Source organism: Sulfitobacter sp. 1A12779 (assembly GCF_043557315.1).
GTDB lineage: Bacteria > Pseudomonadota > Alphaproteobacteria > Rhodobacterales > Rhodobacteraceae > Sulfitobacter > Sulfitobacter faviae.
The window spans coordinates 1-17972 of the sequence record NZ_JBIFFU010000036.1 but is presented as its reverse complement, the minus strand read 5'-3'; the positions used below and the strand labels follow the sequence as shown (position 1 = coordinate 17972).

At 62.3% G+C, this 17972-nt stretch carries 17 protein-coding genes and 1 pseudogene; 9 read left to right on the top strand and 9 right to left on the bottom strand.

The window, feature by feature from the left end; genetic code table 11:
• Window positions 1-14 precede the first annotated feature (14 nt).
• The 5 genes from ACGYLQ_RS19590 to ACGYLQ_RS19570 form a co-directional block, all read right to left on the bottom strand.
• A complete protein-coding gene (locus ACGYLQ_RS19590; RefSeq protein ID WP_009827264.1) occupies window positions 15-506 on the bottom strand; it encodes a sialidase family protein in 492 nt (163 codons plus the stop codon).
• A 28-nt stretch (window positions 507-534) separates the two neighbouring features.
• Window positions 535-765: a cytochrome c family protein gene (locus ACGYLQ_RS19585; RefSeq protein WP_009827263.1), complete on the bottom strand. Its 231-nt coding sequence runs from the start codon at window positions 763-765 to the stop codon at window positions 535-537.
• 298 nt (window positions 766-1063) lie between these two features.
• Complete coding sequence (locus ACGYLQ_RS19580) at window positions 1064-1492, bottom strand: c-type cytochrome (RefSeq protein ID WP_037954993.1); 429 nt, start codon at window positions 1490-1492, stop codon at window positions 1064-1066.
• Complete coding sequence (locus ACGYLQ_RS19575) at window positions 1489-2847, bottom strand: ISKra4-like element ISSusp4 family transposase (protein WP_067627257.1); 1359 nt, start codon at window positions 2845-2847, stop codon at window positions 1489-1491. Before ACGYLQ_RS19575 ends, ACGYLQ_RS19580 begins: the two co-directional genes overlap by 4 nt.
• 210 nt (window positions 2848-3057) lie before the next feature.
• Window positions 3058-4125, bottom strand: coding sequence for an OprO/OprP family phosphate-selective porin (locus ACGYLQ_RS19570; protein WP_009827261.1), 1068 nt, complete (start codon window positions 4123-4125; stop codon window positions 3058-3060).
• 422 nt (window positions 4126-4547) lie between these two features.
• Here ACGYLQ_RS19570 and ACGYLQ_RS19565 point away from each other — a divergent pair, with 422 nt between their 5' ends.
• The 9 genes from ACGYLQ_RS19565 (at window position 4548) to ACGYLQ_RS19525 (ending at window position 14764) form a co-directional block, all read left to right on the top strand.
• Complete coding sequence (locus ACGYLQ_RS19565) at window positions 4548-4910, top strand: NADH-quinone oxidoreductase subunit A (RefSeq protein ID WP_009827260.1); 363 nt, start codon at window positions 4548-4550, stop codon at window positions 4908-4910.
• Complete coding sequence (locus ACGYLQ_RS19560; RefSeq protein ID WP_394444481.1) at window positions 4907-6841, top strand: heavy metal-binding domain-containing protein; 1935 nt, start codon at window positions 4907-4909, stop codon at window positions 6839-6841. The genes ACGYLQ_RS19565 and ACGYLQ_RS19560 overlap by 4 nt, the downstream gene beginning before the upstream one ends.
• Window positions 6838-7737, top strand: coding sequence for an NADH-quinone oxidoreductase subunit H (locus tag ACGYLQ_RS19555; protein ID WP_067939422.1), 900 nt, complete (start codon window positions 6838-6840; stop codon window positions 7735-7737). The genes ACGYLQ_RS19560 and ACGYLQ_RS19555 overlap by 4 nt, the downstream gene beginning before the upstream one ends.
• Window positions 7734-8249: an NADH-quinone oxidoreductase subunit J gene (locus ACGYLQ_RS19550; protein ID WP_067939419.1), complete on the top strand. Its 516-nt coding sequence runs from the start codon at window positions 7734-7736 to the stop codon at window positions 8247-8249. Before ACGYLQ_RS19555 ends, ACGYLQ_RS19550 begins: the two co-directional genes overlap by 4 nt.
• Window positions 8246-8557 (top strand): NADH-quinone oxidoreductase subunit NuoK, encoded by a 312-nt coding sequence (gene nuoK / locus ACGYLQ_RS19545; protein WP_237273860.1) that lies wholly within the window; start codon window positions 8246-8248, stop codon window positions 8555-8557. The genes ACGYLQ_RS19550 and nuoK overlap by 4 nt, the downstream gene beginning before the upstream one ends.
• 2 nt (window positions 8558-8559) lie before the next feature.
• Entirely contained in the window at window positions 8560-10449 is a 1890-nt protein-coding gene (locus tag ACGYLQ_RS19540) for a proton-conducting transporter membrane subunit (RefSeq protein ID WP_322346500.1), read from the top strand.
• 17 nt (window positions 10450-10466) lie between these two features.
• Window positions 10467-11927 (top strand): NADH-quinone oxidoreductase subunit M, encoded by a 1461-nt coding sequence (locus ACGYLQ_RS19535; RefSeq protein ID WP_348394094.1) that lies wholly within the window; start codon window positions 10467-10469, stop codon window positions 11925-11927.
• The gene (locus tag ACGYLQ_RS19530) at window positions 11927-13285 is read left to right on the top strand and encodes an NADH-quinone oxidoreductase subunit N (protein WP_322346497.1); all 1359 of its coding nucleotides are present in this window, start codon (window positions 11927-11929) and stop codon (window positions 13283-13285) included. The genes ACGYLQ_RS19535 and ACGYLQ_RS19530 overlap by 1 nt, the downstream gene beginning before the upstream one ends.
• A gap of 132 nt (window positions 13286-13417) precedes the next feature.
• Window positions 13418-14764, top strand: a complete 1347-nt coding sequence (locus ACGYLQ_RS19525; RefSeq protein ID WP_009827252.1) for an ISKra4-like element ISSusp3 family transposase — start codon at window positions 13418-13420, stop codon at window positions 14762-14764.
• Between the two features lie 61 nt (window positions 14765-14825).
• On the opposite strand, the pseudogene ACGYLQ_RS19520 reads toward ACGYLQ_RS19525, so the two are convergent.
• From ACGYLQ_RS19520 to ACGYLQ_RS19505, 4 genes and pseudogenes are all read right to left on the bottom strand, one after another.
• A pseudogene (locus ACGYLQ_RS19520) lies at window positions 14826-15185 on the bottom strand (two-component sensor histidine kinase); the annotation flags it as partial.
• Entirely contained in the window at window positions 15182-15901 is a 720-nt protein-coding gene (locus ACGYLQ_RS19515) for a response regulator (protein ID WP_067264430.1), read from the bottom strand. The pseudogene ACGYLQ_RS19520 and the gene ACGYLQ_RS19515, both read right to left, overlap by 4 nt.
• 105 nt (window positions 15902-16006) lie before the next feature.
• Window positions 16007-17272, bottom strand: a complete 1266-nt coding sequence (locus ACGYLQ_RS19510) for an ABC transporter transmembrane domain-containing protein (RefSeq protein WP_009827249.1) — start codon at window positions 17270-17272, stop codon at window positions 16007-16009.
• Between the two features lie 10 nt (window positions 17273-17282).
• Window positions 17283-17816, bottom strand: a complete 534-nt coding sequence (locus ACGYLQ_RS19505; protein WP_009827248.1) for a copper oxidase — start codon at window positions 17814-17816, stop codon at window positions 17283-17285.
• Window positions 17817-17972: the final 156 nt, after the last annotated feature.

Below are 17972 nucleotides of genomic sequence, written 5' to 3'. Positions count from 1 at the left end.
GAACCGATCACGCGTCAAAGCATGACAAACAAGGCTTGAAGGCCGCAATACAGCGGTTGCGAGGCTCTGCCAATTGCAGGGATTAGCGACACGAAACCATGTTCACGCTTTGATCGGTCATCGTGGGGTATGATTGGCGTTGTCCAGTTCAGACCCTCATCGAAGGAGAAAGCGATCTTTACGTCGTATTGATAGCTGCCCGGCCCATTCAATTCCAACCAATGCGCTGCAAGCGTCCCATCGCTAAGCCCAACGACTGACGGAAAGTCGGCCCAGTTCACAAACAGTGTCTCAGATTGATGAATTGTACGCGCCTCCGTCCAAGAGGTGCCATCGAACAGGGCCATCCGAACGGCGTTGTTACCTTCGGTCCAACTCATCACGATCCGACCATCGGGCAGTGTTGAAAGCGAGGGTTCACGTGCGTGATCCCCAACCGGTGCAATCAGTGGTCTGACTGGAAACAGAGGGGCATCTTCAGCCGCTACAAAGGGCGCACCGAGCATAAAAAGAGCCGTGCAAACGAATAAAAATCTAATCGGCCTCAACCTCCGGTCCAACCGAAACGAGATAAGCCCAGACTGCCTTGGCATCCGTTTCTTTCTTCAATTTGAATGACATGCCAGATTTCGCCTTGCTGTCGTTCAGAAAAGTCGCGAGGAACTTCTTCGGATCTGCAATATAGGCTACGAAATCGCTCTCGTTCCAGACCAAGCCATTCTCGCCCGCTTCACGAATAGAGTCCCGAAATTTATTCCCAAACATTTCTTCGGTCCCTGCTGTTCGGTTGTACACACCATAAAGATTTGGCCCAACCGCGCCACCCTTTCGGATAACGTCACCATCCGTCCTGACGATTGAGTGGCAGGCCTTGCACTTGTTAAATACCTTGTCTCCGGCTGATGCGTCGCCGGTTGCATGTCCATCGGCGAGAACACCTGTTCCGGACTATGCCAGTGCTAGCGTTGCGATAAATTTAGGTTTCATTCGTTTCTCTCCCCGTTGATGACAGTTATTATCTACTGGATGGCTGTTATGCTTTTGCCTCAGGTCGACAGGTCACTCAGTTAATTCCGTTTTCCCTTTGAAGAGCCCGTATATATGCCACGATATTCAATACTTCTGCTCGTGTTACGCCCTCGACAGCTGGCATGTTGCCAAACTTCCAATGGTGCGCCCGAACACCATTCTGTGCTGCGAGGACAAACGCCATGTCACCGTGGTGGCCCGGCTCATAAATCTTGTGCACCAGCGGTGGAGCAACGCCGTCCTGACCCTGCCCATTGACGCCGTGGCAGGTCGCGCAGGCCGCACCATAGGCACGCTTGCCGATTTGCTCTTGCTCGGTGAAACTTGGGGGCAGCCTGACAGTTGCAAGCGCACCTGCGGGAAGTGCCATTCTTTCGTCCGTCTGAGTACTCGTCTGGGAGTGGGTCGGCTGCAGGATGTACCATCCTGCCGCAGCAGGGAGTGGGCAAAACTTGGGGGTTATGCGGCTGCTCTTTGGTAGGCGCCGGTTAGCCGACCGTCGAGAACGGCGGCGCGGACAACCGCCACGCGGTGGGCTCCTTTGGGCGACCATCTCATGCGGCGGCGCTTGCCCATGCGGGTGTTCCCGATGTCGTCCACGCAGCCCTCTGCTCGGGAAGAAAAGACCGGAAGGCCTCTTCGATGTCGCTTGCCGTAGTTCGTCAGGTTGTCCATGTTGTTCGCAAGGTATGAATAGAGGTCTCGGCAGCGAGCTTGCACTCGCCGAGTGGCTTCAGTTGCCACGCGGTCATCTGTAACCAGCCGGGCGCAATCGACGATCAACCATTGCAGACTGGTCGTGGCCGTAAGAACTTTTCCATGCCAAAGGTACCATCGCAGCGTTTCGGCCGGACGTTTGAACAGCACTGGAATGCCGGAGAAACCCCTGCTCTGCAGCAGGCCTTTTACGGCGTTCTCGACGTGCTGAATACGCATCGAGATATGCCACCAGTCGAGGATGTGGCGTACCTTTCCACCGACGGCATTGCGGACGAGGTTTGGCAGGGCTGGTTCCCCGTCCGAAATTACCGTGACGGTTTGTTCGCGATCCCAACCGAGAGACATCAAGTCCCGGCGAAGCTGACTGGCAGGCGACAGGACCGCTTGTTGCACCAAGCCGAAGCGACGGCACCTATCGTGGCTTTCGATCTTGCCAACCACAACATCGAGGTGTCGCTTCTGGTATTCCGGCCTGCATCGGATATGCGCACCGTCTAGGAAAACCGTCAACGCAGGCGCCTCTTTGGCGGCTGAAGGAACCAACGGCTCAGTCTGCTCGCTGTCGCAGATTTCCCTGGCAACTTTGCCCAGTCGATTGCGCACCGATGTATTCACCTGCTTCGCGCAAGGTAGAAAGGTTTCCAGGATACGCGCCGCTTCCCGGAAGGAATGACGCGCCCCAAGTTCGGCCTGAAGGCGTCGCAGTTCCGGGGTCGATCGATCCGGAAAATAGTCAGCGAGAGGCGAAAGCGGTCCGCCCAAGACAACATCGGATTTTGCATTGCAGGCGCACCGGCGAATGCGCGGCGCTTTGACCTCGAACCTGCCGAAAAGCGTGTCGGGCACCCGCGACCGATAATCATGTATAGCCCGGACCCCGTCGCAGTCCGGACAGATCCTGCTGGCTTCGGAAATTTCCTCGATCTGGTCGCGCAGGATCGCATTCTGCAATTGCCCCAGGATCGTCTTCGCATCTTCGAGCAACAACCCGAAACCCTCAGGTTGCGTGCGCCGAAACGGGCGGGATAGGCGGCCGAGACGATGCCTCTTTGTGGTTCCGTTCTCGAAAGTCGTCTCGACAATAATTCGCACGTCCATGGTAGTTCCCCTCTCAATGAACCACTAGCATACACAGACACCCCCAAGTTTTGCCCACTCCCCCCGAACGCGTCGTGTCTCAGATTTAAGGGCAACGCGACAGCTGCCAACATCCACGTAGTCCCGGGTGAAGATATTCGAATGCAGGACGGCGGCAATTTGATTAGCGCCATTGCCCGCGCCGCTCTGCATTCTTCTGTACCGGTCAGGTCAAAATACGATTTGCATTCGTGCCCTGATCTCTTTTCCGTTCTCGCCGCTGGCCTGCTTGCCATCCATGTAGCTCAGACCAAGGCGAACGGCGTTGTTCGGGTAATAGTTGATGCCGACGGTGGTTTGCTTACCCTCTGTCGTACCAAGACCGACATCGCTGAACTTGCCGTATCCGTCCTCGTAGCGAAGCACTGCTTCCCATGCACCTTTCGAACTGCTTGGCTTCACCCGCTTGAACACGCCGTTGCTGTAGGGACGGCTTTCACCGGTCAGAATCCATCCTGCCTGAATGTAGTATCCGTCCACATCAACCCCGCCCGTGTCAGCGTTGAAGTATTCGGCCTGCGTGTGAAAGGGCCCCGATGCGGCCGCCAATTCGATGTTGTACGCATCGGTTTCGTTGGCAGGCAGAGCGGCATCACGGCTGGTAAAGCCGGCGCCAAGATGCAAGACCAGATCATCGGTCTGGATCGGGGCATAGGTAACGCGGCCGGTGATGGCCGTATTGCCGAAATCATCGCTGCCGTTGCCGGCCGCCTCGAAAACGCCCAGGCCGTAGGTCCAGTTGTCACCTGCACCGTGCAGTTGCACACCGGCGTTGCGGCCGGGCGCGTAGAATTCGGTCAGGGCCGAGCGTTCAAGCGATGATATGTCCTTCGAACTGGTAAGTTGCTCAAAGCCAAACGGTTCTTTTTGCTTACCCACTGTGATCCGGGCCATCTTGCCAAAACCGGTGTAGCGCAGATAGAGGTCCTCGGCGCTACCGCCGCCGGTACCGCTTTCGGCGAGATTGAACTGTGCCTTGAAGGCCCAGTCGAGATATTTACCCTGGAAAAAAATCCGTGCGCGACGCACATCGAAATCATCGCTCTTACCGCTGATGTCGGAATCGGTCGAATCGTAATCCCACTGCAGGCGCCCCCCCACCCGGAAAGACGCGGTACCATCAGCACTCTTGAAGGTTATCCCGCTCCCTGCCTTGAGGTTGAAACCAGAGGTTTCGTCGGCCTGCACGACGCCCGCCGCAGCGGCGAGCAATGCCGCCGGTATAAACTTCATTTTCATTTCGTGTTCTCCAATTCTGTCAGGGAAATGCCATCGAGGCATCCGCAAGAGTCTCTTTCAACCGGGTATCCGGCGGGGCTACAGGCTGGCGAATCCCGCCAAAGACCCTTGCCGCTGAATGGCAGGCGATTGTTACAGAATCATGACGGTTTCGGGCATCGCTTGGCTTCGCTTTTGGCCAGCGCGCAGACCGAAGCGGACGGCTTCTGAACGGGAATACACGCGCAGGGCCGACCCCAATTCGGCTCTTTTGTTTGCAGTGTCGTGGTGGCTGGCCGGACTGAGTTGAGCAAAGTGTAACGATCCGGGTCTGGTCGCGTCCTCTTGTTTGCTGTCTGCTGACCACTCGCCCCTACGAATTGACCGCATTGCAGAATCTTCTAGTATGAAACAGACTTGGGAAATCAAATGAGGTGCCACGGATGAGCGAACTTTCCCAATACGCGATCCTTTTCGGGCTGAGCGTCGGTGTATTCGGTTTCGTGCTCAGCCTCTATGGGTTCGCCCGGGCCATCGGGCGGGCGCGCGCGGAACCCGGCAAGGACGTGCCCGCCACCGCCGGCACCCTGTCGCGCGATCCGGTCTGGGTGCGCTACCATGCGCGTTATGCCGGTTATGCGCTGCTGTTTCTGGCCTTCGACATGGAGATGGCGTTCATGTATCCGTGGGCGGTCGTCTACCGCGAAGAAGGGCTGATCGCATTGCTCGACATGGGCGTTTTCCTGGCAATCCTGTTCTTGGGCCTGCTCTATGGCTGGAGCCAGGGCGCGTTGAGGCGGCAATGACCTTGGTCGGGGCGCGAGAGGGCGCGATGTCCGGGATCAGGCGGGCGGTCGCGGCGGCCATGGCGCGCGATCTGCCGGCCTTCGTGCTGCCCGGCCCCTCTGTCGCGCGGGCGATGGGGCTCGATCTGTCCGGGTCGCATCTGCGGCTTGTCGGCACCCCGCGCCATGCGAATCTGTTGATCGTCGTCGGCCCCTTGCCCCCCGGTCTGCGCGATGCCGCCGCCGTCACCTACGCGCAGATCCCGCGCCCCCGCGCGATCCTTGCGCTGGGTGCCGGCGACATCGCCCCGTTGCCCGATGCGGACGTGTCGGCCCCGCTGACCCAGGCCGGGCTGCACTCCGGGCTGGCCGATCTGCGCCGCGTGATCGCCGCGGGCGCGTTTCGCGCTGACAGCGGGGAGTTTAACGCCCCCGCTCTTGAGGTGCGCGTGGAATACACTTGCCCGATGCACCCCGAAATCGTCCGCGACGCCCCCGGAGACTGCCCCAAATGCGGCATGACGCTGGTGCCGCGCGAAACAGCGTCCGATGGACATGGTGGGCACGGTGGCCACGACATGCCCCCGGAGGACAGGTCAAACCCCGCCGATCACGCACATGCGGGCCACGCCGCGGACGCGGGCGGGGCGGGGGCATATACCTGCCCGATGCACCCCGAGGTCGTCAGCGACGCACCGGGCAAGTGCCCAAAATGCGGCATGTTTCTGGTGAAGGCGGAAGAGGGGGAAAGCCACGGTCACGGGCACGGGCATGGCGGTCACGGTCACGAGCATGGCAGTGAAGCGCACGGAGCGCATGGTCACGGCGATCACGGCGGTCATGGCAAACAACAGGACCATTCCGGCCACGATGGCCACGATGGGCATGCCGGACATGGCGGCCACTCCGAGGCCGCTATCGACGGGATCGAGCCGCATTTCATGTCGATGGTCGAGATGACCGAGGGCCAGCCGCGCAGCAGCGACGGGTTGCAGATGGACTGGATCGAGGTGCCGTTCGGGCCGTTCTTTCCGGGCCTGCCCGCGGGGCTGCGCCTGACCCTGACGCTGGACGGCGATACCGTGGCGGGCAGCGAGGTCAGGAGCCTTGTGGGCAGGGCGGAACTGGTGGATGGCCCGCAGATGAGGGTGGCCGATTTCGTCGAGCGTCTGGCCGCGATGATGCCGCTCAGCCCGGTGGCCTATCGGACGCTGGCCTGCGCGGCGATCGAGGAGGCCGCGAGCGTCGACCCCGGCCATGACGCGCGCCGTGGCCGCGCCGCCGCGGTGGAACGCGAGCGGATCGCCAGCCACCTGAACTGGCTGGCCGAGTTCGGCCTGCAGTCGGGTTTTTTGTGGCTCGCCGCGCGCGCTGGGGCGTTGCAACTGGCCGTTCAAGGTGCCGACGTCGCCGGGATCGCCGCGCAGGCTGGGGCGATCCGGCGGCTGACGCGCCGGGTGCAGGCGGCCCCGTTGATGCGGATGCGGCTGAGACGCATCGCGCGCATCGGCAAGGACACCCCGGCGAGCGGCCCGGTGGACCGGGCGCGGGGTGGCGGATCGGATGCCCGTACGGGTGATCCAACGCTGAAGGATCTCGGGTTCGAAACGCGCGTCCGCAACGGCGGCGATGCGCTGGCCCGGCTGCGGCTGCGCTGCGACGAGATCGCCCAAAGTCTCGACGTGATCGCGGCCGCCGGGAGGATTGCTGTGCCGCAGGTGCCGGATGTGGACAGGGTGTCGGGCGAGGGCGCGGCCCGCATCGAAACACCGCGCGGAGCGGCGCAGCTGCGCGTGAAGCTGACCGATGGCCGGGTGGTCGAGGCCGATCTCGACACGCCGTCAGACGTGAACATCGCCCTTGTCGAAACGGTGACGGCGCAGCAGGAACTGGGCGATGCCTTGGCCGCTGTCGCCTCGCTCGACCTGTCGCCATGGGAGGTGCGTGGATGAGCATTCTTGTCGTTCTCCTGTCGCTCGCCGCCGGGGCCTACGCGCTGGCCGTCATCGAACGATGGGCCGTGCATGGGCACCTGAGCCTGACCGGTCCGGCCTGGGCCGCCCTGGCGCTTCTGGGGCGGGAATCGCTGCTGGCGCGCAAATCCGACCGGTTGTTCTTTGAGCTTGGGCCGGTGCTGCTATTGGTGGCGGGGCTGATGGCGGTGGCGGTGATCCCGCTGGCGCCGGGGCTTATCATCACCGACCTGGCCACCGGGGCGCTGTTTCTGAACGCCGCGCTGGCCTATGTGCTGGTGGCGCTGATCATGGCGGGCTGGGGTCCGAACGGGGCCTACGCGATGATCGCGGGCTGGCGGTTTCTGGGCCAGTTCATCGCCTATGCGATGCTGATCGTGATGCCGATCACCGCCGTCGCCATGCGGGCGGAGTCGCTCTCGACGGTTGAGATCGTCGCCTCGCAGGAACAACTCTGGAACGTGCTGTACCAGCCGATGGGGTTCATCCTCTTTGTCGTGGCGGCGATGGGGCTCGCGTGGTTGCCGCCGCTGGACCTGCCCGATGCGACCGGCGAATTGGCCGGCGGGGTCGAGGCCGAGTATACCGGCGTGCGGCTGGCGGTGCTGCGGCTGGCGCGGATGGTCATCATCCTGGCGCTGGCGGGGGCGACCGTGACCTTCTACCTGGGCGGCTGGCTGGGCCCGTGGCTGCCGCCCTGGGCCTGGAGCGCGATCAAGATCCTGGTCGTGGCCGCGGCCATGCTGAGCGTCGGGCGCTACATGCCGCGCATCCGCGAGGCGCGCTATCTGGCGCTGAGCTGGAAGCTGGGGATCTCGCTGGCGCTGGCCAATATCTTTGTCGTGGGCGTGATTGCGCTGGTGGTGCCGATATGACGGTTCAGATGATCTTTCTGGCGTTCTTCGGCGGCGCGGCGGTATGGTTCGGCGTCGTGGTCTTCCGCACCCATTCGATGGTGCGTTCGGCGCTGGCGCTGCTGTTTTCGCAAACCGCGATCGGGGCGATGTTCCTGGTCATGCAGGCTGAGTTTCTGGGCGTGTTGCAGATCATGATGATGGCCACGGAAATGAGCGTGATGGCGATCTTCATGGTGATGTTCATGATGGATCCGGGCGGCATGGGCAAAATGGACATGACCCACCAGAAACGCCTGTCGCTCTGGGCCGGGGGCATCGGGCTGCTGGCCGCGCTGTTGCTGGTCTGGCTGCCCGATTGGGGTCCGGTCGCCCTGTCCGTGCCGGGCGCGCATGAACAGGCCGCCGATTTGGGGCGCGAATTACTGGGCCGGTCGATGTTAATCTTCCAGTCGGCGGGTCTGACGATTCTGACCGCCATGGTTGCGGCCACGATGGTGGCCATCGTCCCCAACGCGGAGCAGCGCAAATGATTCTGGAACTCATGATTGCCCTCAGCGTCGGCGCGGGGCTGTTCGGTATCGGACTTTATGGCGCGCTGAGTCAGACCAACCTGGTGATGATCGTCATGGGGGTCGAACTGATTTTGGCCGCGGCCCTGGTCAACCTGGTGGCCTTCTGGCGCTACCTGCATCCCGACGAGCCTGCCGGTCAGATGTTCGTGCTGATCGTCATGGCGGTGATGGCGGTCGAGATGGCGGTGGCCTTCGGTATCGCCATCGCCCGGTTCCGGGTGCGCGGCTCGGTCGAGATGGAAGAAGCGCGGGAGTTGAAGGGATGACGATGCTGGCGCTCACCCTCCTTGCGCCGCTTCTGGCGGGCATCGCGGTGCTGGCCCTGCGGCGCGCACCCGAAGCGATTGCGCTTGCGGGCGTCGGCCTCGGGTTCCTCGCGGCGATGGCGGTTCTAGCGGGTGCGATTGCGGGCAATGCGGTGCAGATGGTCCTGCCGGGCCTGCCGCAAATGCCGCTGCGGCTGGTCGCGACGCCGCTGACGGCGGTCGTTTCGGCCATGGTGGCGACGGTGGCGGCTTTTGTGGTGGTCTATGCCGTGGGTTACATGCGCAGCGACCCCGAAAGGCCGCGCTTTTTCGGCATCCTGCTGCTGTTTGTCGCGGCGATGCAGGCGCTGGTGCTGGCGGGCGACTGGATCACCGTGCTGGCCGCGTGGGAACTGATCGGCTTTTCCAGCTATCTGCTGATCGGCTTCTGGCATGGCCGCGACGGCGTGCCCGGTGCCGCGACGCGGGCGTTTCTGTACACCCGCAGCGCCGATCTGGGGCTTTATCTGGGGATTTTTGTGCTGATCGGCTGGGCCGGCACCTCGGAAATCTCGGCTACATTGTCGATTAGCGGCACGCCCGCACTGGTCGCCGGGTTGCTGTTGCTGGTGGGCGCGATGGGCAAATCGGCGCAGGTACCGTTGCAGGACTGGTTGCAGCGCGCCATGGCCGGGCCGACGCCGGTTTCGGCGCTGCTGCATTCGGCGACTCTGGTGGCGGCGGGGGCGATCCTGCTGATCCGGGTGGCGCCGATGTTGCCCGGCGGGGCCTTGCTGGCAATCGGACTGGTCGGCGGCGTCACCGCCGTCGTTGCCGGTTTGATCGCGCTGGCCGAGCGGGATCTGAAACGGCTGCTGGCGGCCTCGACCTCCAGCCAGTACGGGCTGATGCTGCTGGCCATTGGCGCGGGGGTGCCGGTGGCGGCGCTGCTGCACCTTATCGCCCACGCGGCGATCAAGAGCACGCTTTTTCTGGGGGCGGGTGTGTTCCAGCATGATCGCGACAGCACCGACATGGAAGCGGTCGCGGGCGCGGGCCGGGCACGACCGCTGGTCCTTTCCGCCTTCGCCGTTGCCGCGCTGGCGCTGGCGGGTATTCCACCGCTGGCCGGCTTCTTTTCCAAGGACGCGATCCTTGCCGCCGCGCTGGCGGCCCCCGGTGCTGCGTGGCTGGCACCCCTGGCGCTGGCGGGCACGGTGCTGACCGGGGCTTATATGGCGCGGGCGCTGCGGGTGTTGTGGGGCGGCGAGGCACAGCCGGTTTCCGGCAAGGGCATGGGCTGGATGTCTGCGGGCATGGCGGTGCTGACGGCGCTGGCGGCGGGGCTTGGGTTCGCCTTTGCGCCGCTGGAACATCTGCTGGGCGCCGAACTGCCGCCGGAAGGAACCGCGATGATCCTCGGGCTTTTGGCGGCGCTGAGCGGCCTGGTGCTGGGCTGGTTCATCCAACCTGCCCGCCTGATGGGGCCGGTTCTGCCGATGGCGCAGCGCGGCTTTGCCGTCGCGGGCGGTATGGACGGGCTGGTGCTGCGCCCGTCGCTGGCTTTTGCCGCCGCCTGTGAAGGTTTCGAACGGCGTCTGCTGGCGTCGCAACTTGGCCTTGTGCGCATCCTGAGCCTTGGCACCGCATCCCGCGTCGACGCAGCCGACAATCGCCTATACGCCGCGACCCTCGATCTGGGCCGGTTGAACCTGCGCCTTGGCGACGGCGCCGAAAACACCGACACCCATGGCATCGACGGGCTGATCTTCGGCCTTGTCGCCCGGACAATCGCCGCCGGCCGCCGCCTGCGCCTGCTGCAAAGCGGGCTGATCCACCGCGAACTCGCCCTGACAGTCATGGGCATTGCCGTCATCGCGGCGGTGCTGCTGATCTTACCGATGTCCTCCTGAAGAAAGACGACCCCGCCATGCCCCTTCTCTCGATCTCCGTCTTTCTGCCGCTTCTTGGTGGCGTGCTGCTGATGGCCCTGCCAAACAAGTCGGCGCGCATCGCCCATGGCGTTTCCATCGCCACCACCGGGCTGACCTTCGTTGTGACGCTGGCGATCTGGGCGCGGGGCACGCTGCCGGACGGTTTCGCGCAGGTCGAGGAAATCGCCTGGATCCCGGCCATTGGTGCCGCCTACCGGGTTGGCGTCGACGGGCTGAGCCTGCCGCTGATCCTGCTGACCTCGCTGCTGTTTTTCCTGTCGGCGATCTATGCGGCGCGGATCACCGACCGCCCGGCGGTCTTTGTCGCGCTGATGCTGATGCTGGAAACCGCGTCGATCGGCACCTTCGCGGCGCTGGACGCGCTCTTGTTCTACGTCTTCTTTGAAGTGTCGCTGGTCGGCATGTATTTCATGATCGTCGGCTGGGGCTATGAAGAGCGCCAGCGCGCCGGACTGATGTTCTTCATCTACACGCTGCTTGGCTCGCTGCCGCTTTTGCTGGCAATCATCGGGCTGTATCTGGCCACGGGAAGTTTCGACATGCGTCTGTGGATCGAGACCCCGCCGCTGACCGGGCTGGCGGCGATGCTGGCGCTGATCGCGATGCTGTTCACCTTCGCGGTCAAGATCCCGTCCTTTCCGGTGCATACTTGGCTACCGGCCGCCCACGTGCAGGCCCCGACCGTGGGAAGCGTGATCCTGGCCGGCGTGATGCTGAAATTCGGCACATACGGCCTTGTGCGTTTCGCCTTACAGATGACGCCCGACGCCTTTGCGCAGGCCGGTCAGGTGGTGCTGGCCTTTGGCGTATTCAGCGCCCTTTACGGTGCCTTCGTGGCGCTGGCGCAGTCAGATCTGAAGAAGATGATCGCCTATACGTCGGTGAACCACATGGGCTATGTGGTGATCGGCGTCGCGGTGGCGGCGCTGACGCTGGACCCTGACCTGCGGGCGGTCGCGCTCAATGGTGCGACCTTGCAGATGGTCAGCCACGGCATCGTCACCGGGGCGTTGTTTTTTCTCGTCGGCATGTTGCAGTCGCGCGCCCACGAACGCGAGATGACCGCGTTCGGCGGGCTGCTGGGGCAGGTGCCATGGCTGGGCTGGGCCTTCGTGCTGTCGGCCTTTGCCTCGCTCGGGCTGCCGGGGCTGGCGCATTTCCCGGCTGAATTTCAGATCTTCCTGGCCACGCTGAATGCGCAGCCCTGGGCCATCGTGGTGATTATCGCCATTGTGGTAACGGCGGGGCTTTACCTGCGCGCGATCGCGGCGGTGTTTCTGGGCGAGCCAAACGAGAAATGGGCGGCGATGCCCGATCTGGACCGCGGCGAGATGCTGGCCATCGTGCCGTTGCTCATCCTCATCATCCTTATCGGGGTCGCGCCGTCCTGGTTGCTGGGCATGATTGATGCGACGATGCGGGCACTGCAATTCTAATGGCGCGCGACCTGTCCTTTCTGTTTCCCGAGCTGATGCTGGCCTCCACTGTCGTGCTGATGCTGGTGGCCGAGATGCTGCGCGCGCCCCGTCTGGCGTTGGCGTTCGGGCTGATCGGGCTGGGTCTGTCCACCGCGCTGACCCTTCCGCTGCTGGAGGCCGACACCACCGTCTTTGGCGGCACCTACCGCGTCGATCTGCTGTCCGGCTGGGCCAAGCTGATCCTGCTGCCAGGCACCGCGCTGGCGCTTCTGATGACGTGGGCCGAGATCGCCGGTAAGGACCGCGAGGGAAGTGTCTATACGCTGCTTTGCCTCGTGACGCTGGGGGCGCTGATGCTGGCGGGCGGTGGCGACATGATGCTGCTGGTCCTTGGCGTAGTGCTGACCGGACTGGGATCATTCGCAATGGTGGCCTGGCCGCGCGACGATGCGGCGACCGAGGCGGCGATGAAATATCTGGTGTTCGGCGCCGTCACCGGATCGGTGATGATCTACGGGCTGACCTTCTGGTTCGGTGGTGCCGGATCGACGCTTTTTTCCGAGCTTGGTGCGCTTCAGGACAAGCCGCTGATCGCGCTGGCGGGGCTGGTCGCGGTGCTGATCGGGCTGGGCTACAAGGCGGCGCTGGTGCCGTTCCAGTTCTGGGCACCGGACGCCTATGACGGCGCGCCGGTCTCGGTCGCGGCGTTCCTGTCGGTCATCACCAAGGTTGCCGCGATCTTCGCCTTTGCGCAGGTGCTGCGCGATCTGCCGGTAGCCACCGGCTGGCCGTTCGTCGTCGCGCTGATCGCGGCGGTGACGATGACATTCGGCTATCTGGCGGCGCTGGTGCAGACCAATGTCGTGCGGCTGCTGGCCTATTCCTCGGTGGCGCAGGCGGGCTATTTCATGCTGGGGATCGTGGCGCTTGGCACCAGCCCGCTGGCGCTGCCTTCGGTGATCGTGTTCGGCGCGGCCTATGTGGCGATGAACCTCGGGGCCTTTGCCGTCATCATGATCGCGGGCCGCGATCTGGACGATTTCAAGGGTTTCGGCCGCGCGCGCCCGGTGATCGGCGTGGCGATGGTCGTGTTCCTGCTGTCGCTCACCGGGATTCCGCCGCTCTTCGGCTTTGTCGGCAAGGTGCTGCTGTTCGGCGCCGCGATCGAGGCCGGCTATCTGTGGCTGGCAGTGATCGGCATCCTCAACAGCGTGCTGGCGCTGGCGGTCTATCTGCGCATAGTGGTGTCGATGTATCAGGCGCGCGAGGGCGATGCGGGCCGGACTGAGATGGCGCCGCCGCTGTTGGTCGTTCTCTGTGCGACCGCGCTGGTCACGGCGCTGATGGGGCTATTTGCGGGAGTGTTTCCCGGCTGACTTAAGGCGCGGTTTTGTGCCAGTCGGTCAAAGTGGTGATCTTGCTATCTGTCGCGTAGCCCTTAATGGGAGTGGGCAAAACCTGGTGGTCGACGTGGTAGGGTAAGGTTTCGGAACAAGGCGGGACCCACCATGGATGTAAGCATTTTTATCGAGACGACGTTTGACGATGGAGAAACCAAGAGGCGCAATATCGGTCGACTTCGCCGTGCGCCGGATGAGTTTGGTTCCGAAAATTTAGGCCTTCTCCTAGACGACGCAAAGACCTTGTTGAGGCGCTTGCAGGAAGCGATTGTGCAAGATCAGGTCGGTGAAGCATTTGATGCTCGCCGGAAATGCGATGACTGTGGCAAACAACGCGCGATCCATGATGATCGAGGGCGTATTCTCGACACTCTTTTCGGGCGAATTCGGGTGAAGTGGCCAAGGCTTCGACGCTGCTTGTGCCAACCGGCTGAGGTCGCGAAATCTGGGCCACAATCACCACTTGCCGGGTTGTTCTCTGACCGTGCGACTGCCGAACTTCGGCGCCTGCAGGCTGAATTGGGGGCCAGGCACTCGTTTCGGGAAGCCGCTCGATTGATCGAAATGTTCATGCCCTGTTCGGCTCAATTGAACACGACCGTTCGAAATCGTTTGGGTCGCATCGCCGACGAGCTAGGCCACGAAGACGTAAGCCAAGGAGACGCGGATACAATCGCGCCGCCATCACCACTAACCCTTTTCCTAGATGGTGCGCACATACGATGTCGACCTGAATACCAGAAGCGGCACCTCGATGTTGTAGTCGGCAAGGTTGAAAGCCCCAATATGAGCCGGCGGTTTGGTTTCGTGCAGCAAGCCGCCGGTTCTCCTGCAAAGCAACTCCGACATGACCTGATCGCGCAGGGCTGGGACGGTCAGAGCAAAGTGACCGTGATTTCAGACGGCGAACCTGCACTGCCGAATTTGGTGAGGCGTGCCGTTCGAGGTCCCGTCACCCACATACTGGACTGGTGGCATATCTCGATGCGGGTCAAGCACATTGAAAATGCGGTGCGGGGCCTTCTGCAATCGAAGGGCTTTTCAGGGTTGCCGCTACTCTTCGAGCGACCTGCTGATACACTGCGTTGGTACCTTTGGCACGGCAAAGTGATGACCGCCGCGACAATCCTCAAGGTTCTTCAGATCGATTGCGATCGTCTGCACGCCGAAACCCGAGAATTACGAGAAGCGGCCAGGCGCGTCAAAGCCCGGTGCCAGGATCTCTATTCCTACCTTGCGAACAACTTTGACGCGCTCGTGGACTACGGCCATCGACCCCGGAATGGCCTCGCAGTTTCGTCGTCTCGGGCAGAAGGCTGTGTTGATGACATCGGCAACACCCGCATGGGCAAGCGGCGGCGCATGAGATGGTCACCGCGGGGCGCGCATCGGGTTGCCGTCACTCGGGCCGCTGTGCTTGACGGAAGGCTAGGCGTCTCAAAGCGGGCCGCTTAACCACCAAGTTTTGCCCACTCCCGTTGGATTTCCCATCTCACAATTAAGGGCTACGCGACACATGGATTTCGATGCGGATGTCGCGGCTGTAGTCATCGCCCAGAAGAGCCCTCACCCGCGCCTCGACCGCGCCGCCTGCGTCATGATCCGTATGCACAACCTCCGGCTCTTCGGTCAGGTTGAAACGGATCAATGGAGAGGTCGCGGCGCGAATGATCTGGGGGTGCAGCTCCGGAGGCGCGCCTTCGATCAGTTGTGCTACATTGGCGGCCCGTCCGGCGGCTTCCGCGCCGATCGCCGCCTGCACGGCGAGTGTTCTTTCGTCAACGAAGAACCAGAGGCTCACCGCCTGCGCCACGACGATAACACCCAGCACCAAGAGTGAGATCTGCGTGCGCAGTCTCCACGGGCGCGTTTTCACGAACTGACCTCGACATCGCAGGTCAGGCTGTAACCGCCGTTGCGCACGGTGGAGATGACACGGGGGCGCAATACGTCCGGTTCGATCTTGCGGCGCAGGCGGCTGATCTGATTGTCGATCGTCCGGTCAAGCGGTCCGGCCACGCGCCCCGCTGTCATTTCCAGCAGCTCATCGCGGCTCATGACGATACGCGGGCGTTCGAGCAGGATGGACAGGAGTTTCAGCTCACTGGAGGTTACCTGATTGCGGGTGCCGTCCGGGGCGGTCAGGGTCCGTCCGTCATAGTCCAGTTCGAGATGGGCGAACCGGATGCGCTTGCCCGCGAATGGGTCCTGCGGAGGGCTCTTCTCGCTGCGTCGCATGATGGCCCTGATCCGGGCCAACAACTCGCGCGGATTGAAGGGTTTGGAGAGATAATCATCCGCGCCGCCTTCCAGACCCTCGATGCGGTCGTCGTCCTCTCCGAGGGCGGTCAGCATCAGGACCGGTGTGCCGCACTCCTGACGCAATCTTTTGCACGCAGTCAGCCCGTCTTCGCCGGGCATCATCACATCGAGCACGATCAGATCGAAAGAATGTCTTGCGCGCTGAGCGTCCATCTCTGCGGCACTTTCGGCGACCGAGGTTCGCATGCCGTTCCGTTCGAGATAGCTTGAAACGGAATTGCGGATCTCGTCATGGTCGTCGACGACCAGAATGTGGGCAGGTTCGCTCATACCCGGTGTATATCAAACCGCCGGTGTAAATGTCCGCCCCCTCTTTGTAGCCAAATGTAACGGCAGTTTGACGCGTCGCGGGAGCAGGGGGGACAATAGGAGCCCTCAAGTCTGCGACAGCGCATGTTCCGGCGGTCTGCGGATCGCCAGCCGGTGCACCCCGGCGGATTGCTGTTCTTCCATGCGGGGCGGCGTCCCGGCGAAGAAGGTCGTGATTTCCTGATACCTGATCCGCGTATCCTCAAGCGCCTGATAGTATCGGAAAAGCTCCTTCAGTGGGGCCGAAAAGTCTTTGTGCGCGGCGAGGACCGCGACCAGTGCCCCAAGCGTGATCCGGCCTTCGATGACGAAATATCCGCCAAGTGAGTAGAACAGAAACGGTGTCAGCGCCGTCAGAAAGTTGTTGAGCGCCTTGATGAAGAACTTGAGACGAAAGATCCTTCTGCGTACCTGCTCCAGCGCCTTGAAACTAGCGCCCGCCGCCGACAGGCCGGACGAGGCGCCCTGTCGTTCGCGCAACTGCTCGCTCAGTTGCCTGCCAAGATCGCGGACCTCTTTGATCCGGATACGCGACAGGGTGTTCACCCGGCGCTGCAGCTTCGGGAGCAGAATAAGCTGAATGGGCAACACGGTCAGCGCGGCGGCACCCAGGATCGGGTCCTGAATGAACATGAACAGCAGAATGGTGAAAAGCGTGCCACCCTGCAAAACCGGCAGGGTCAGGACTTCGGCCGCGAAGCCGCCGATGGGTTCCACTTCCTGTGCGAGTATTGGGACGATCTCGCTTTGCTCGGACGCCTCCGCATCCGAGCGCCACCGCCGATAGATCAGCAGCCTGAAGCGTCGGAGAAACCGCTCCGCCGTATAGCCCTTGAAGACGTTGAGCGTGTATTTGATGAGTCCGTTCAGGCTGATCGACAGCAAATACAGCCCGCAAAGCAGCAGCAGGAATATGACCTGATCCAAACTCTGGCCCAGAACCTCGACCGGGAAAGTCGCGGATTCCAGCGCATTGTTCACGATCTGCTTGGGCAGTTCCAAGGTCAGATACAGGATCGGAAGCGCGAGAAGGCTCAGCATGATCATCTGCGCCTGCTGCCGTCTGGTGTAGCGCAGGACCGAGCTGAACAACCCGGCATCAAGCCCCCTCACGTGGTTCATGCGCGCGACCGGTTTTGCCGGGCGGCTCCAGAGCCGCAGGATACCGCGCAGGACGAGATAGAGGGCGACGCCGATCAGCAATCCCGGCGCCAGGACCAGAATGAGGTGAATGAACGGATGAACCCAGTCCGGCGTCGTATCATTGTAATCGTATCCGAAGAGGGCGGAGACGTCATGTACGAGGACGTGATACCTGTCCATCAGCGACATTGGAGCGCGCTCAATATCCGGCGGGTGAGGCGAGGTGATCATGCACGATGATGACCCCCCACATCCCGGCATCTCTGTGGCCGGGGACCAGACAGGCAAATTCCAGATTGGTCACGTCTGAAAACTTCCAGATCAGTTCCCCGGTTTCACCGCTGGGTATCGATATGAAGTTGGCGGCGTCATGGGTCATGTCCGGATGCTCCTGCATCCATTGCCGGTTTTCGGTGACTTCATCGAAGGAGCCGAGAAAGAAAGTGTGATCGAGTTTGCCGGAGTTCGTGACCCGAAAGCGGACAACCGCTCCGTTCTCGATGTGAAGCGCATCCGGATCAAAGAGCATGTAACCGCTTCCGGTCTCCCTGACCGTGATGTCGACCGTCCTGTCGGGCGTGGCATCGCCGGGGGGTTCTCCGATCGGGTCATGGTCCGGAAGGTCGTAGGCCCTCAGATGGGGTTGCTGGCTTTTGCCATCGGACGCATGCGCGGAGAGGGCGGACAAGATGAGCGCTGCCGCGAGGGTGCAAGTTTTGAACGATGTCTTCATGTGCTCAACGCCTCCGCAGTAGGGGAAATTCTAGAACCGGGTTTATTCGATCGATTGAAGCCGTGAGCCCAAGGGTTCAGCAAACGTCGGATCTGGGTACTACCGCCGCTGGCGCGGTACACCATCGTCGCAGACGGGCGCCCAACGGGGGAAAGA

Excerpts from the sequence above, each read along its gene's own strand:
- ACGYLQ_RS19565 (WP_009827260.1), top strand. The coding sequence starts at position 4,548 with ATGAGCGAACTTTCCCAATACGCGATCCTTTTCGGGCTGAGCGTCGGT.
- ACGYLQ_RS19525 (WP_009827252.1), top strand. The coding sequence starts at position 13,418 with ATGGATGTAAGCATTTTTATCGAGACGACGTTTGACGATGGAGAAACC.
- nuoK (WP_237273860.1), top strand. The coding sequence starts at position 8,246 with ATGATTCTGGAACTCATGATTGCCCTCAGCGTCGGCGCGGGGCTGTTC.
- ACGYLQ_RS19550 (WP_067939419.1), top strand. The coding sequence starts at position 7,734 with ATGACGGTTCAGATGATCTTTCTGGCGTTCTTCGGCGGCGCGGCGGTA.
- ACGYLQ_RS19510 (WP_009827249.1), bottom strand. The coding sequence starts at position 17,272 with ATGTCGCTGATGGACAGGTATCACGTCCTCGTACATGACGTCTCCGCC.
- ACGYLQ_RS19570 (WP_009827261.1), bottom strand. The coding sequence starts at position 4,125 with ATGAAAATGAAGTTTATACCGGCGGCATTGCTCGCCGCTGCGGCGGGC.
- ACGYLQ_RS19515 (WP_067264430.1), bottom strand. The coding sequence starts at position 15,901 with ATGAGCGAACCTGCCCACATTCTGGTCGTCGACGACCATGACGAGATC.
- ACGYLQ_RS19540 (WP_322346500.1), top strand. The coding sequence starts at position 8,560 with ATGCTGGCGCTCACCCTCCTTGCGCCGCTTCTGGCGGGCATCGCGGTG.
- ACGYLQ_RS19535 (WP_348394094.1), top strand. The coding sequence starts at position 10,467 with ATGCCCCTTCTCTCGATCTCCGTCTTTCTGCCGCTTCTTGGTGGCGTG.
- ACGYLQ_RS19590 (WP_009827264.1), bottom strand. The coding sequence starts at position 506 with ATGCTCGGTGCGCCCTTTGTAGCGGCTGAAGATGCCCCTCTGTTTCCA.
- ACGYLQ_RS19585 (WP_009827263.1), bottom strand. The coding sequence starts at position 765 with ATGTTTGGGAATAAATTTCGGGACTCTATTCGTGAAGCGGGCGAGAAT.
- ACGYLQ_RS19555 (WP_067939422.1), top strand. The coding sequence starts at position 6,838 with ATGAGCATTCTTGTCGTTCTCCTGTCGCTCGCCGCCGGGGCCTACGCG.
- ACGYLQ_RS19575 (WP_067627257.1), bottom strand. The coding sequence starts at position 2,847 with ATGGACGTGCGAATTATTGTCGAGACGACTTTCGAGAACGGAACCACA.
- ACGYLQ_RS19560 (WP_394444481.1), top strand. The coding sequence starts at position 4,907 with ATGACCTTGGTCGGGGCGCGAGAGGGCGCGATGTCCGGGATCAGGCGG.
- ACGYLQ_RS19505 (WP_009827248.1), bottom strand. The coding sequence starts at position 17,816 with ATGAAGACATCGTTCAAAACTTGCACCCTCGCGGCAGCGCTCATCTTG.
- ACGYLQ_RS19530 (WP_322346497.1), top strand. The coding sequence starts at position 11,927 with ATGGCGCGCGACCTGTCCTTTCTGTTTCCCGAGCTGATGCTGGCCTCC.